11 protein-coding genes are annotated in these 14,193 nt (G+C 65.1%); 9 read left to right on the plus strand and 2 right to left on the minus strand.

The window, feature by feature from the left end:
* Nucleotides 1-178 precede the first annotated feature (178 nt).
* The 6 genes from ABV408_RS05645 (at nt 179) to ABV408_RS05670 (ending at nt 5,922) form a co-directional block, all read left to right on the plus strand.
* On the plus strand, nt 179-970 hold the full coding sequence (locus ABV408_RS05645; protein ID WP_353981480.1) for a sulfite exporter TauE/SafE family protein: 792 nt from the start codon (nt 179-181) through the stop codon (nt 968-970).
* A gap of 36 nt (nt 971-1,006) precedes the next feature.
* Nucleotides 1,007-1,813, plus strand: coding sequence for a prolipoprotein diacylglyceryl transferase (gene lgt / locus ABV408_RS05650; protein ID WP_353981481.1), 807 nt, complete (start codon nt 1,007-1,009; stop codon nt 1,811-1,813).
* A gap of 133 nt (nt 1,814-1,946) precedes the next feature.
* Nucleotides 1,947-2,741 (plus strand): thymidylate synthase, encoded by a 795-nt coding sequence (locus ABV408_RS05655; RefSeq protein WP_353981482.1) that lies wholly within the window; start codon nt 1,947-1,949, stop codon nt 2,739-2,741.
* On the plus strand, nt 2,738-3,295 hold the full coding sequence (locus ABV408_RS05660; protein WP_353981483.1) for a dihydrofolate reductase: 558 nt from the start codon (nt 2,738-2,740) through the stop codon (nt 3,293-3,295). Before ABV408_RS05655 ends, ABV408_RS05660 begins: the two co-directional genes overlap by 4 nt.
* Nucleotides 3,296-3,359: 64 nt before the next feature.
* Nucleotides 3,360-4,307 (plus strand): ProQ/FINO family protein, encoded by a 948-nt coding sequence (locus tag ABV408_RS05665; RefSeq protein ID WP_353981484.1) that lies wholly within the window; start codon nt 3,360-3,362, stop codon nt 4,305-4,307.
* A 460-nt stretch (nt 4,308-4,767) separates the two neighbouring features.
* Nucleotides 4,768-5,922 carry a porin gene (locus ABV408_RS05670; RefSeq protein ID WP_353981485.1) on the plus strand — a complete coding sequence of 385 codons (1,155 nt, stop codon included), beginning with the start codon at nt 4,768-4,770 and terminating at the stop codon, nt 5,920-5,922.
* A 546-nt stretch (nt 5,923-6,468) separates the two neighbouring features.
* On the opposite strand, the gene plsB is transcribed toward ABV408_RS05670, so the two are convergent.
* On the minus strand, nt 6,469-8,898 hold the full coding sequence (plsB, locus tag ABV408_RS05675; RefSeq protein ID WP_353981486.1) for a glycerol-3-phosphate 1-O-acyltransferase PlsB: 2,430 nt from the start codon (nt 8,896-8,898) through the stop codon (nt 6,469-6,471).
* Nucleotides 8,899-9,059: 161 nt separating this feature from the next.
* Between plsB and ABV408_RS05680 the strand changes: the two genes are divergently transcribed.
* The gene (locus ABV408_RS05680; RefSeq protein ID WP_353981487.1) at nt 9,060-10,187 is read left to right on the plus strand and encodes a phosphatidylserine/phosphatidylglycerophosphate/cardiolipin synthase family protein; all 1,128 of its coding nucleotides are present in this window, start codon (nt 9,060-9,062) and stop codon (nt 10,185-10,187) included.
* 7 nt (nt 10,188-10,194) lie between these two features.
* On the opposite strand, the gene ABV408_RS05685 is transcribed toward ABV408_RS05680, so the two are convergent.
* Complete coding sequence (locus tag ABV408_RS05685; RefSeq protein ID WP_353981488.1) at nt 10,195-10,896, minus strand: YecA family protein; 702 nt, start codon at nt 10,894-10,896, stop codon at nt 10,195-10,197.
* A gap of 161 nt (nt 10,897-11,057) precedes the next feature.
* On the opposite strand from ABV408_RS05685, the gene ABV408_RS05690 reads away from it, so the two are divergent.
* The gene (locus ABV408_RS05690) at nt 11,058-11,642 is read left to right on the plus strand and encodes a SprT-like domain-containing protein (RefSeq protein WP_353981489.1); all 585 of its coding nucleotides are present in this window, start codon (nt 11,058-11,060) and stop codon (nt 11,640-11,642) included.
* 256 nt (nt 11,643-11,898) lie between these two features.
* On the plus strand, nt 11,899-13,851 hold the full coding sequence (gene acs, locus ABV408_RS05695) for an acetate--CoA ligase (protein WP_353981490.1): 1,953 nt from the start codon (nt 11,899-11,901) through the stop codon (nt 13,849-13,851).
* The last annotated feature ends 342 nt before the right edge of the window (nt 13,852-14,193 follow it).

Raw genomic sequence — 14,193 nt, forward strand, 5'->3', positions numbered from 1 at the left:
GGGCTGCCCTGGCAGCGGCAGCCATGACAGCGGCAAACTGGCAGCGTAACATGAGCAGGCTATTTACTTCCCGCCCCCGGATGTCACACCCAAGGATCGACCGCATGTCTCGAGACCCCGCGCTGGTAGCGCCTCCCGGCGAGATCGCTCATTCAGTGCCTGAACGCGGGGTAGAACGATGCTGACCGCTGTCCTCATCTATCTGCTGGTGGGCGCCATCGCCGGGCTGCTGGCGGGTGTCTTCGGTATCGGTGGCGGTATCGTGATGGTGCCGGCGCTGGTCTTCACCTTTCTCGCCCAGCAGGTCGACCCGGCTGTGACTGCGCATCTGGCTGTGGGGACGTCGCTGGCGACCATCGTCGTCACCGGCGCCTCCTCAGCCTGGGGGCACTGGCGCCGGGGCAGCGTGCGCCGCGACTGGCTGCGGCTGATGATTCCGGGCCTGCTGGTCGGCGGTATTCTCGGCGTGCTGCTGGCCTCGGCATTGCCCGGGGCGGCGCTGACGCGGCTGTTCGGTGTCTTTGCCCTGGTCATGGCGCTGAAGATGCTGCTGTCGCGTCCGCCGGCCACCCAGGGTCGTCAGCCCCAGCGCTGGCCGATGGCCGCGGCGGGCGCGGTGATCGGCGGTGTCTCGACGCTGTTCGGGGTCGGCGGCGGGGTGATGTCGGTGCCGTGGCTGTCGCGCTTCACCCAGCACATGACCGAGGCGGTGGGTACCTCCGCTGCCATCGGCCTGCCGATCGCGCTGATCGGTACCGTGACCAATGTCGTGGTGGGCTGGGGCGAAGCCGGGCTGCCGAGCGGGGCGACCGGTTTCGTGATGTGGCCGGCGTTTCTCGGTTTGATGGTGACCAGCGTGCCGATGGCCCGGGTGGGAGTGAAAGTCGCCCACGCATTGCCTGCCAAGGTGCTGCGACGTATCTTTGCCCTCCTGTTGATCGTGGTCGGGTTCAAGCTGATGCTGGGCTGACCGGCGATCTCGACCCCTGCTGCCGAAGGAGCGCGCATGCTGGCCTATCCCGATATCGATCCCGTCGCCGTCTCGTTGGGACCTCTCAAGGTTCACTGGTACGGGCTGATGTATGTCGTCGGCTTCGTCGGTGCTTGGTGGCTGGGGCGTCTGCGCGCCGCCAGGCTAGGGCTCAAGCCCGATGATATCGGCGACATGCTGTTCTACGGCGCGCTGGGCGTAGTGCTGGGTGGGCGCCTGGGCTATGCACTGTTTTACGGATTCGACCGCCTGATCGAAAACCCGCTGTGGGTGTTCCAGGTCTGGGATGGCGGTATGAGCTTTCATGGCGGCCTGATCGGGGTCCTGATCGCCTCGCTGCTGTTCGCCCGCAAGCACGGGCTGGCCTTCTTCCAGCTCACCGATTTCGTCGCACCGCTGGTGCCGATCGGGCTGGGCGCCGGGCGTATCGGCAACTTCATCAATCACGAGCTGCCCGGCCGCGTCACCGACGTGCCCTGGGCCCTGGTGTTCCCCGGGATGGGGGGGCAGGGGCGGCATCCGTCATCGCTATATCAGTTCTTCTTTGAGGGTGTGGTACTGTTCACCATTCTCTGGCTGGTATCGCTGACCCCGCGCCGGCGCGGTTTCGTCTCCGGGCTCTTCCTGATCTGTTACGGCTGCTTCCGCTTTTTGTCGGAGTTCTTCCGTCAGCCGGATCCGCAGCTCGGTTTCATCGCCTTTGGCTGGTTGACCATGGGGCAGCTGTTGTCGCTGCCGATGATCCTGGCCGGCGCGGCGCTGGTGGGATGGTCGCGCCGTAATGCGGTCGACGACGCCCGCGGCGAGCGCACCGCCGACTGAACGTGTCTGGCGTCGCCCGCGCGGGCAGCGATGCCTGGGCGCGCGGCGCCCGACGCGCGAGACATTCGATTTCAAGCGCCGCGCGGCTGTCGTCATCGGCCCGCGGTGCCGCTAGTCAAGGAGTGCGAGCCCCATGCGGCCTTATCTCGATCTGATGCAACGGGTGCTGGATAGCGGCATCGAGAAAGCCGACCGCACCGGTGTCGGCACGCTGAGTGTCTTTGGCCATCAGATGCGCTTCGATCTGAGCCAGGGTTTTCCGCTGGTGACGACCAAGAAGCTGCATCTACGCTCGATCATCCATGAGCTTCTGTGGTTCCTGCGTGGCGACACCAACATCGCCTATCTGCATGAGCACAACGTCACCATCTGGGACGAGTGGGCGGATGCCAACGGCGACCTGGGGCCGGTCTACGGCTATCAGTGGCGCAGCTGGCCGGCGCCGGACGGCGAGTCGATCGACCAGATCGCCAGGGTGGTCGAGCAGATCCGCCGCCACCCGGACTCCCGCCGGCATATCGTCTCGGCCTGGAATCCGGCCTTGGTCGACGAGATGGCGCTGCCGCCGTGTCATGCGCTGTTCCAGTTCTACGTCGCCGAGGGTCGGCTGTCGTGCCAGCTCTATCAGCGCAGTGCCGATATCTTCCTCGGGGTGCCCTTCAATATCGCCAGCTACGCGCTGCTCACCCACATGGTGGCGCAGGTCTGTGGTCTCGAGCCGGGGGAGTTCGTGCACACCCTGGGTGATGCGCATCTCTATCTCAATCATCTCGACCAGGCCCGGCTGCAGCTCAGCCGCGAGCCGCTGCCGTTGCCGAGGCTGCGACTCAACCCCGAGATCGATGACCTGTTCGCGTTCCGTTTCGACGACATCGCGATCGAAGACTACCGCTCCCACCCGGCGATCAAGGCGCCCATTGCCGTATGAGTGATTTACCCCCCGACAGCGCCTCGCGCGCCGAGCTCGATACCCCGGTGGCGATGATCGCCGCACTATCGCAGAATCGGGTCATCGGCGTGGACAACCAGTTGCCCTGGTATCTGCCCGAGGACCTCAAGCACTTCAAGGCGTTGACACTAGGTAAGCCGCTGGTCATGGGGCGCAAGACCTTCGAATCGATCGGGCGGCCTTTGCCCGGACGACTGAATATCGTGATCACGCGCTCGTCGAGCTATCGCCACGCGGGTGTTCGGGTCTGCCACGATCTGGCCGCGGCGCTGGCGCTCGCCGACCATCAGGCATTGATCGACGGTGCCGACGAGATCATGGTGATGGGCGGGGGCGAGATCTATGCCCAGGCGCTGCCTGTGGCATCGCGTCTCTACCTCACAGAGGTCGCGGTGACGCTCGACGGCGACGCACACTTTCCCGCGTTCGACGCCGCCGAGTGGCAAGAGGTCGAGCGCGAGCCCGGGGCTGCCAAGCCGGGCCAACCGGATTATGCTTTTGTCCACTACCGCCGGGCGGGAAGCGCTGGCTGAGTCTGAACGATCCGCGCGCCCGACGCGTGGGTCGCCGCACAAGCGAGGGAGGAGTCAGGCCGTGTTGACGGAACGAACACAGGCGCTGCTGGCGGAGATCGAGCGCAAGATCGATGCCAGCCAGGCGGCGCTGGAGGCCGAGCGGGAACGCAGCAGGACGCTCGCATCGGAAAATCGCGCGCTCAAGGAGCGTCTGCTGGCGCTGGCCGAACTCGACCCCTTGATCGCCGGCGGCCACACCCATCCCGAAGATCCCGACGGCGGCACCCGGGTGCGCGGCCTGGGCAATCTGGCTTTCCGCCGCTCGCGGCCGCGGGAGGAGGGTACCGACGAAGCCTCGCGGCGGGGGCCTTCGCCGCTGCAGCGCCTCACCTCGACACCGCCCGCGCCAACCGAGGTTTCCGCTGAGCCGGAGGCCCCAACCGAGCCGGTGGCATCTGCGCCACGTGCGACGCTGGCGTCCGGCGCCAGTGACGCTCCGGAATCCGCCTCGGCGAGCGCTGCATCAGCGTCTTCGCTACCGCGGGCAAGTACCGATCCAGCCGGGGACTCGAATGGCGCAGGCGGTGCCGAGCCTACTGACTCGGGCTCTGCCCAGAGCACGCTGGCATTCGGCGCCGAGCACGAGGCGCCTTCGCCGCATGCGCTGCTGGCCCAATGGTACAAGCGCTACCCCAAGGCGTTCTTCAAGGGACATACCCGCCCGCTCAAGACCGGTATCCATCTCGATCTCTGCGCCTGCGAGCCCTGGCCCGAGAAGCTGGTGCGGCGGGCGCTGGCCTGCTATGTCCACCTTCCGCGCTATCTGAAGTCGGTGCGTGAGGGCGCGCGCCGGGTCGATCTGCAGGGCGCGGACAGCGACGTGGTCAGTGCCGAAGAGGCCAAGCACGCCAAGCGCCAGCTGGAAGCGTTGCAGAAGAAACAGCAGGTGAAGGAGACGCGCCAGCGCGCCGACAAGCTCGACCGCAAGATCGGCGAGCTGCTGGCCAAGCATGGCCGTCATGATAGCTGAAACCGGGTAGCGATCCGCTGAAGGCGCTGTGACAAGCGCGGCCATGAGTGTCGGCCGCGTCATGCCAAACGAGATAACACTTTCGTCGTATTTTGCCAGGCCGACTCGGGCGCTATGGTGCGCCCGGCGTGGCGCATCCGCCGCTGGGTGTTGCGCCCATGTCATTGAAATGACATCGCTCGGCGCTAGCGTGATGATGTCTCTCAGCCGTCGATGATGACGCAAAGTATGAGCGCCAAGGCCGTCATGGTCCGTGCGGCGAGCAACGAAAACAGTGTTTTTTTCTTGTTGCGTTCGCCACACGTCCAGTATATGGTTTCTCGGCGAGCATTGGACAATAACAAGGCTTCAGAGTTCCGCAGCCGTCATTCGTTCGCGTGACGAGGCTGGTTGAAGGCACCGAAGCCGACTGCATCTGCAGACACGATCGAACAGTAAGCTAGTTAAGGAACCTATCGCGATGAAAAAGACGCTCTTAGCGACTGCTATTGCCGGTGCCCTGGGCGCCTCCGCTGCGGCTCAGGCGGCGACTGTCTACAACCAGGACGGCACGCAGCTCGACATCTACGGCAACATCCAGATCGCCTACAAGTCCATCGAGACTGGTAGCTATGACGCTGCTGGCCGTATCACTGGCTCCGATTCCGAAGACGAGCTGTTCGACAACGGCTCCACCGTCGGCTTCTCCGGCCAGCACGTCATCAACCCGGGCCTGACCGGCTACTTCAAGGCCGAGTTCGAGCACGACGCCGACGAAGAGAAGATCAACGGTGGCCTGAAAAGTGGCGACCAGGCTTACCTGGGTCTGAAGGGCAACTTCGGTGACGTTCGTCTGGGCTCCTGGGATCCGCTGATCGACGACTGGGTCCAGGATCCGATCTCCAACAACGAATACTTCGATAACACCGATTCGACCAGCGACCTGGGCGGCATCTACGGTAACAATGGCGTTCTTGGTGGTGCTAAAGCTGACCGTGAAGGCGACAAGTTCCAGTACATGTCTCCGGTCTGGGCTGGCCTGCAGTTCGCCGTTGGTACCCAGTACAAGGGCGACGCGGAAGACGAGTTCGAGACTAATGATTACAGCAACCAGGGCTCCAACGCTTCGTTCTTCGGTGGTCTGAAGTACGCCGTGGGTGCGTTCTCTGTCGCTGCTGTCTACGATGATCTGGACAACTATCAGCTGACCAACGACACGACTGGCGACAAGGTCGAGGCCAAAGCCTACGGTGTGACCGCGCAGTACACCATCGACACGCTGCGTCTGTCGGCCAAAGTCGAAGACAGCGACCTCAAGATCAACGGTGAAAGCGGCGACATCATGCGCTACGCCGTCGGCGCACGCTACGGCTACGCCCTGTCCGACAACTTCGCTGGTGACCTCTACGGTTCCTACCAGTACGTCGACGCTGACGAGAACGTTGCTATCGCCACCAACCGTGGTGCTGTCGACAGCGATGGCAACTACGCTGGCGACGACAACTTCAACGAATTCATCCTCGGCGCGACCTACAACATCTCGCCGGCGATGTACACCTTCGTTGAAGGCGCCCTGTACGACCGTACCCACGATGTGGGCAACGGCGTCGCTGTGGGTGCTGTCTACAGCTTCTAAGCGATACCCGACGCGAGCGGCTATGGCCGCTCGTTCGAACGAAGCCGACCCTTGGGTCGGCTTTTTCGTGTCTGTCTGTCAGCGAACTCGACTACTCTCTCTCTCCGGCCTGCGTAGCCGGTGCCATCGATCTCGATGCCGCTGCTTGCCTGATGTCGCTGCTATTGTCGTCCGTCTAACCGGTGCTGCCTGATAGCCATTTGGGGCTTTTCCTGCGCTGTTCCGAGTTTTTCCTGGGTCGCCGTAGGTTAGATCCGACGACTTTCATGACGTCTTTTCTTGCCGTTTTCTCGCGTCTTTTTCACCGCAGGGTGGATGTCATCGCCAGGCTGACGGCAGCTCGGCAAAGATCATTCAACCCCATAAATTTTGCGCCTTTATTATGAGTGCGCTTATCGACTTTCGATAAAGTGCCAGGGAAGCCGGCTTCCAACATCACGCGGTGCAGTCCCGAACAGGGAGGCATCAGTGTGCACATAAGGAGACTGAATAGAGCTTCAATACCTGCTGGAACGAGCGTATGAGCGGCACGCGTGCTGACCCGGTTCACTGCCGGGTGAGTCGCACCAGCCGGTGGCGCAGTTCCGGGTCGAACAGCGTGCGGCTGCGCTTCTGCGCGCGCATCAGCGCCTCGTCGTATTGCAGCCGATCCGCTTCCACGCGCAGCCAACCTTGTACTTCCAGCGTTTCCAGCAGCGCCGAGAAGAGCCGCTTGTCGAAGAATTCCGGCGCGTTGAGGCCGGCCAATAGCGTCAGCCGTTCAGCCAGCTGGCGGCTGTGCTCCTCCAGCGTCTCACGGGTCAGTTCGCCACTCGGGTAACGCAGCAGCGAGGCCAGCAGCAGGTAGGTGCGTTCGAGCGTCGGCTGTATCGGCTGGCCGAGTAGACGCAATTGCTCGCTGGCTTCCAGGTGTCCGGGCTGGCGGCGCCACTCGCTGTCACTCTGCTTGAGCAGCCCCTCGGCGCTCAGGGCGTCGAGGGTCGCTGCCAGATGCTGGCGATGCTCTGCCACCTCACGGGCGTTGAGCTCGCGGGCGATCAGCGGCCACGCCGGCGCCAGCAATGTGTCCAGCTCATCGAGGCAGAACGCCGAATTGTTGCGGAAGGCGAATGCCACCAGCCCGAAGTGCGTGAACAGGTGCAGTACGTTGTTGCGATACCAAGTAAGCAACGTGGCCTGTTCGGGCGTGGCGCTGATCAACTCGCCCAGCGCCTGAGGGCGGCGCTGGATGAAGCCGAGCGCGACCACCTGGTCGATCCAGGCGGCGGCGTCGCCCGCGGGTAGGCGGCAGTGTGCGCTGCCCGGCACGCGCTGCTGCAACCGCACCAGCAGCGCCACCTGATGCGCCAGCAAATCGGATTCGATGGTGTGATGCGGTGTCGCCAGCAGGGCCATGGCCACCAGCGAGACGGCGTTGACGGTGGCGCCATCGTTGATGCGCTCGGCCAGTGTGCGCCCCAGCTGCGGGACCGCACGCTTGAGCCACTCGGGACGGGGCTGGCTGCGCTCCTCACGCCAGGCGGGGGCGAGGCCATCGAGAAAATCGGTCAGCGACAGTGGCTCGCCGACGTTGACTGCAACCCGGCCGTGGGGCTGGCGCAGATGGCGCAGCACGTGTAGCAGGTCCAGCGGCGACTCCTTCTTCTTGCTGCCGCCGCGCAGCTCGCGTAGATAGGCGTTGCTCTCGAGCACCTTCTCATAGCCGATGTAGACCGGGACGAATGCGACGTCGCGGGTAGCGTCGCGCACGAACGAGCGCAGCGTCATCGCCAGCATGCCGGGGCGCGGGTCGAGCATGCGACCGGTGCGCGAACGCCCCCCCTCGATGAAGTACTCGACCGGCTGGCCGCGGGCGATCAGGCGGTGCAGATACTCGTTGAATACCGCGGCATAGAGCCGGTTGTCCTTGAAGCTGCGGCGCATGAAAAAGGCCCCGCCGCGGCGCAGCAGCGGTCCGATCAGCGGCATGTCGAGGTTGCGCCCGGCGGCGATGTGCGGGGGCATCAAGCCTTCGCGGTAGAGCACGTAAGAGAGCAGCAGATAGTCGATATGACTGCGGTGGCAGGGCACGTAGACCAGGGTGCGCTCGCCGGCGATCGCCTTGACCGCTTCGAGGCCGTGAACGTCGACGCCATCATAGAGGCGGTTCCACAGCCGCTTGAGCAGTTCATACAGAAAGCGCAGCACCGGGTAGGACATGTTGGAGGCGATCTCGCGCGCATAGCGCTCGGCGCGCTTGCGCTCCTTGAGGGCGTTGCTGCGGTTGGCGGAGGCGGCTTCGTCGATCGCCTGGCGCACCGCCGGGCTGCCCACCACGCCGCGGACCAGGGTACGGCGGTGGGAGATATCGGGGCCCAGCACCCGGGCGCGGACGCGGCGAAAGTGGACCCGGAGCACGCGGGCGAGGGTGCGCTGGGTCAGTCGGGTCTGCGGGTCGTCGAGCAGCGCTCGCAGGTGGATCGGTTCGCCCAGGTGGGCTTCCAGGTGGCGGCCGTTGACGATCAACGACAGCAGGCGTCGCAGACGCCCGCTCCAGGCCCAGTCATCGGCGGCGAGCATCTTCCAGAAGCCGAAATCCTTGCCCGGGGCGCGGCTCCAGAACACGCTCACCGGCACTAGCTGTACATCCAGGTCGGGGTCCTGTTCGAGAGCGGCGAGCAATGGGCCCAGCGGTTCGGCGCCCTGACGCTTGACGCCGCGCCAGGTGCGGCGCAGACGCGGCAACGGCAGGCAGGCCGGCAGCGTGAGCCCATTCAGCTCGACCCGGCGGCCGGCGTCGGGTAGCCCCAGTTTGCGGGTCAACTGAGCCACCGCGAGCTCGTCGCTGAGCGCCGGGTGCGGGATGACGTAGAGCGTGACCGGCTCGGGATCGAGGGATACCGGGTCGGGTTCGATCAGGCGGAAGCCGAGCCAGCGGCGTACGATGCCGCCACTCAGGCGATGCCACAGTCGACCCGCGCCGCTGAATGACCGCATGCGTGAAGCCCTCGCAAATTCATGAGTATAGCGATATCCGCCGGCGCCGACGATGGCGCGCGGTATCTCGGACTCGTGCGGGCGGCGGCAGCGGGGACGGCTCTTTTCTGGCGCGGCGAAACGTGCGTCAATCGGGGCCGATACCAGCGGCGGGAAATGGCATGCGCGCAACATGGAAGAGCGGCAATCGCTTCGAGCTACTCCCGGAGGGCAAGCGCTTCTGGCCAGCCATGCGGGCGGCAATCGAAGGCGCGCGCGAGCAGCTGTGGATCGAGCTCTATCTGATGGAGTCCGGTGCCCTGGCCGAACGTTTCCTGCACACGCTGGAGGCGGCGGTGGCCCGCGGCGTGGCGGTGCGAATGATGCTCGACGGCGTCGGCAGCATGGGGCTTGCTCGGCGTGACCGCCAGCGCCTGCGCGCCGCCGGGGTCGAGCTGCGGTTCTTCAACCCGCTCTCGGTGACGCGCCTGGGGGGCAATCTGATGCGCGACCACCGCAAGTTGGTGGTGGTCGATGGCGAGGTGGCGTTCACCGGCGGCTTCGGCATCGTCGACGAGTTCGTGGATGCCTGGTACGAGGTGGCGGTGCGCGTCGAGGGGCCGGTGGTCCATGACTGGATGCGGCTGTTCGCACAGGTGTGGGATTCGCCGCTGACCCGGGGCGGACGTTCGCGGGCAAGGCTCTCGCCGCGCCTGCCGCCGGCGCCGGAGGCGGTGACGAATGCCGGGGAGGGCGCACGCGGGCGGGTGATCTCCGGGCGTGGCCACCGCTATCAGGCGATCCGGCTGTCGCTCCACGGGCGCATCTCCACCGCGCGCCGGCGGCTGTGGCTGTGCACGCCCTATTTCGTGCCCACCCTGAGCCTGCGTCGCCAGCTGGCCCAGGCCGCGCGGCGCGGCATCGACGTGCGCCTGCTGCTCGCCGGCGGGCATCACGATCATCCGGGTATCCGCTACGCCGGGCAGCGTTTCTATGGGCGCCTGCTCAAGGCCGGCGTGCAGATCTACGAGTTCCAGCCCACCTTCATCCACGCCAAGTTCTGTGTCGTCGATGACTGGGTCTCACTGGGGTCGTGCAACTTCGACCACTGGAGCCTGCAGTGGAATCTCGAGGCCAACCAGGAGATCGAGGACAGCGCCTTCGCCACCGAGGTCGCCGAGCTGTTCCAGCGTAACTTCGCCGCCAGTCAGCGAATCGACGCCGCCTCCTGGCGTCGCCGTCCCTGGTGGCAGCGGGTGCGCGAGTGGGCGTTCGGCACCCTCAACGCCTGGATGACGCGGCTCAAGTAGAGATGTCTCAGCGCTTGCTGCCGCGCTGCCGAGCATTACCCTGGCGTGCGCCGCCTGCCTTTTTCCCGCCTGCCTTTTTCCCGCCCGATTTGCCCGGACCGCGCTTGGGGGCTTCCGGCGGTACGCGGAAGTGCAGGTAGAGGTCGAGGGTCAGCTCCGGCAACTGGTTGGCCAGGGCGCTGAACTGCGCCTCGTCGGCGACCATCTCGGCTATTTCCGGCTCCTCCTCGAACAGTCCCGACAGCGCCATGAAGGGTAGCAGCAGGGCGGCGACGTGGGACTCGTCCTGGGCGAACCAGGCCGCCTCGTCGAGGAATACGGCCTGCATGAAACCCGCGCACCAGTCCTCGATGGCGGCGGCCATCTCGCCGTCGTCGTCGAGCTCGGTGTCGAATGGCAGCTCCAGCCATTCGCCGCGTTCAAGGATATCGCCAGCCTGGCGTGTCAGGGTCTCCATCAGGGCGACCGCTTCGTCGCGTGCTTCCAGCTCGGCGAACGCTGGTGCCGTCTCGAACAGCTCCGCCAGCCACTGCGCCTGGGGCGGTGACTGGGGAGCCACGGCCAGGGCGACCAGGAAGCCGTGGGCGCTGACCACATCGGGGGCTTCCTCGCCAAGATGCTCGGGGGCGAGGAGCTCGTCGAGCCTCGCCAAGCCGGTATCGTCCAGCGGCGGATGGCTGGCGATGGCGTCGTCGTGGTCGTCGGACATGAGGGCTCCTGGACTGGGATAAAGAATCACGTTGCGGGGGCGCTGGACGCCTCCTGCCGTTGACTGCATTCTACCATCGGCGTCCCGCTCATCGCCTGCCCGCAGCGATCGACCCGAGCGACCGCCGTCATCGATACTCAGCCATGCCACGCGACCACCTCATGACTTCGCTCTCAACGTCAACGCGCAAGCCCGCACTCGATCCCGCCGATCCGCACGCCCTGGCGCGGCTGGATCGCACTGCCCTGCAGCAGGCCCTGGTCGCGCGCGCCGAACGCGCCTGGCAACTGGCGCGGGAGGTCCACCCCGGGTTGCCGCGCCCGCAGATCTGGTTCGACCTGCGCGGCCGCAGCGCCGGGCAGGCGCACTATCAGCGCGGCGGGCTGCGCTTCAACGCCACCCTACTCGACGAGAATCGGGTCGCCTTCATGGATGAGATCGTGCCCCACGAGATGGCCCACTGGCTGGTGTTCCATCTCGACGAGGGGCTTCGCGCTCGGCCCCATGGGCCCGAGTGGCAGCGCGTGATGCGCGGTCTCTACGGGCTGGCGCCGACCGTCACCCACCGTTTCGACGTGGCCCGGGCCAGCCCCATGCCCTATCTCTATCGCTGCCGCTGCACGCAGCCCCACCGCTTCAGCGCGCGGCGCCACGCCGGCGCCCAGCGCGGCACCCGCTACCGCTGCCGCCGCTGCCGCGGTGAACTGGACTATCTCGGGTACGACACAGGCCACGAAGCCGACTAGCCGTGGCACCAGGGATTGGCTGACCGCCACTGGCTGCGACTCGTCGAGTGATCTAGGTTGAGATCAGACGAAGGTCTAATAGGGGGTGACCGTCACCAGCGTTATATGCTGGCGGTCTTCGTAGCCGATCCGCTATCACATTGAGCTGATTGAGCTTTCACCGTTACAGCGAGGGTTGTGCGGGTCGTCGGAAGTCGGCGCGTCGACCGTTGAATCCGAGTAAAAGTCTCGAATCCGAATAAAAGGGGAGATCGCCATGAGCGAGCAGCAGCGGGTCTATCCTGTCGACCAGACGCTGGCAGACAAGGCCTGGATCGATCGCGAGCGCTACGAAACACTCTATCGCCAGTCGGTCGAGGACCCCGAGGGCTTCTGGCGTGAGCAGGCCCAGGCGCTCGACTGGAGCCGCCCGCCGACACGTATCAAGAACACCTCCTTCGCCTCGGACAACGTCGATATTCGCTGGTTCGAAGATGGCGAGCTCAACGTCGCCTACAACTGCCTCGACCGCCACCTGGAGACCCGCGGTGATCAGACCGCGATCATCTGGGAGGGCGATGATCCTTCCGACCACAAGGTGATCACCTATCGCCAGCTGCATGCCCGGGTATCGCAGCTGGCCAATGCGCTGAAGGCGATGGGCGTGAGCAAGGGCGACACCGTCACCCTCTACATGCCGATGGTGCCGGAGGCGGCGATGGCAATGCTCGCCTGCGCGCGTATCGGCGCGGTGCACTCGGTGGTGTTCGGCGGCTTCTCGCCGGATGCCCTGGCCGGGCGTATCGTCGACTCCCAGTCACGCATCGTGATTACCGCCGACGAGTCGGTACGCGGTGGCAAGCAGGTGCCGTTGAAGGACAACGTCGACGCGGCGCTGACCCGCGACGGTACCGATGTGGTCGAACATGTGCTGGTGGTCAAGCGCACCGGCGGCGAGATCGCCTGGCACGAAGGCCGCGACCAGTGGTTCCACGAGCAGGTCGACGCGCAGTCCGAGGAGTGCCCGGCGGAGACCATGAACGCCGAGGACCCGCTGTTAATCCTCTACACCTCCGGCTCCACCGGCACACCGAAAGGGCTCAAGCATACCTCCGGTGGCTATCTACTCTACGCCTCACTGACCCACCGCGCCGTCTTCGACTACCACGATGGCGAGGTCTACTGGTGCGCCGCGGACGTGGGCTGGATCACCGGCCACAGCTATATCGTCTACGGGCCGCTGGCCAATGGTGCCACCACGCTGATGTTCGAGGGCGTGCCGACCTACCCGAGCCATGGCCGGATCGGCCAGATCGTCGACAAGCACGAGGTCTCGATCCTCTATACCTCGCCCACCGCGATCCGCTCGCTGATGGCCCACGGCGAGCGCATCATGGACGACAGCCGGCGCGAGACGCTGCGCGTGCTGGGTACCGTCGGCGAGCCGATCAATCCCGAGGCGTGGGACTGGTTCTACCGCGTGGTGGGCAACTCGCGCTGCCCGATCGTCGACACCTGGTGGCAGACCGAGACCGGCGGGCACATGATCACGCCGCTGCCGGGCGCCACCGATCTCAAGCCGGGCTGCGCGACCAAGCCGTTCTTCGGCGTGCAGCCGGCACTGCTCGACAACGACGGCAATCGCCTCGAAGGGGCGACCGACGGCAATCTGGTGATTCTGGACTCCTGGCCGGGCCAGGCGCGCTCGATCTGGAACAATCACGAGCGCTTCGTGCAGACCTACTTCTCGACCTATGAGGGCGTCTACTTTACCGGTGACGGCTGCCGCCGCGATGCAGACGGCGATTACTGGATCACCGGGCGTATCGACGACGTGCTCAACGTCTCCGGCCACCGCATGGGCACGGCCGAGATCGAATCCTCGTTGGTCGCCCATCCGGACGTGGCCGAGGCTGCGGTGGTGGGCTATCCCCACGACATCAAGGGGCAGGGCATCTACGTCTACGTGACGCTCAACGACGATGTCGATTCCAGCGATGAGCTCAAGCAGACCCTCAAGCAGTGGGTGCGCAAGGACATCGGACCGATCGCCACGCCGGATGTGATCCAGTGGGCGCCGGGGCTGCCCAAGACGCGTTCGGGCAAGATCATGCGCCGTATCCTGCGCAAGATCGCGGCCAACGAGTGCGACGGTCTCGGCGATACTTCGACGCTGGCCGATCCCAGCGTGGTCGAGGATCTGATCGAGAACCGCCATATCAAGTCGTGAATAGGTGTAGACACCGGACTTCTCGGGAAGTCCGGTTTTCATCTGTATGATTAAATGAGTGATTCAGGGTGATGCCGATATCCGCGCTTTTAATCCGAGCGTTGCGGATAAAGTAGGGGTATCGGCGTTATCCTGGGTTAAGCCGGTAGTGCGAGTGATTCCCCTTCTTTGTGGCTGGGAGAGCGGCTTTTTACGCCGGGTTTCCAGCGTCCAGGCGTGCCCCACAGCGGCGTCAGACGGCAGTTTTTTCACGCCTCGATTTGAGGCTTGGGAATCGACGATTGCATGGGGTAACATGCCATTAATCCAAAGTTGAACCACTTTGTCCGTTGACGAGCCACA

The organism is Salinicola endophyticus, from assembly GCF_040536835.1.
Classification (GTDB): Bacteria; Pseudomonadota; Gammaproteobacteria; order Pseudomonadales; family Halomonadaceae; genus Salinicola; species Salinicola endophyticus_A.

Excerpts from the sequence above, each read along its gene's own strand:
- ABV408_RS05655 (WP_353981482.1), top strand. The coding sequence starts at position 1,947 with ATGCGGCCTTATCTCGATCTGATGCAACGGGTGCTGGATAGCGGCATC.
- ABV408_RS05680 (WP_353981487.1), top strand. The coding sequence starts at position 9,060 with ATGCGCGCAACATGGAAGAGCGGCAATCGCTTCGAGCTACTCCCGGAG.
- ABV408_RS05690 (WP_353981489.1), top strand. The coding sequence starts at position 11,058 with ATGACTTCGCTCTCAACGTCAACGCGCAAGCCCGCACTCGATCCCGCC.
- ABV408_RS05645 (WP_353981480.1), top strand. The coding sequence starts at position 179 with ATGCTGACCGCTGTCCTCATCTATCTGCTGGTGGGCGCCATCGCCGGG.
- ABV408_RS05685 (WP_353981488.1), bottom strand. The coding sequence starts at position 10,896 with ATGTCCGACGACCACGACGACGCCATCGCCAGCCATCCGCCGCTGGAC.
- acs (WP_353981490.1), top strand. The coding sequence starts at position 11,899 with ATGAGCGAGCAGCAGCGGGTCTATCCTGTCGACCAGACGCTGGCAGAC.
- ABV408_RS05660 (WP_353981483.1), top strand. The coding sequence starts at position 2,738 with ATGAGTGATTTACCCCCCGACAGCGCCTCGCGCGCCGAGCTCGATACC.
- lgt (WP_353981481.1), top strand. The coding sequence starts at position 1,007 with ATGCTGGCCTATCCCGATATCGATCCCGTCGCCGTCTCGTTGGGACCT.
- plsB (WP_353981486.1), bottom strand. The coding sequence starts at position 8,898 with ATGCGGTCATTCAGCGGCGCGGGTCGACTGTGGCATCGCCTGAGTGGC.
- ABV408_RS05670 (WP_353981485.1), top strand. The coding sequence starts at position 4,768 with ATGAAAAAGACGCTCTTAGCGACTGCTATTGCCGGTGCCCTGGGCGCC.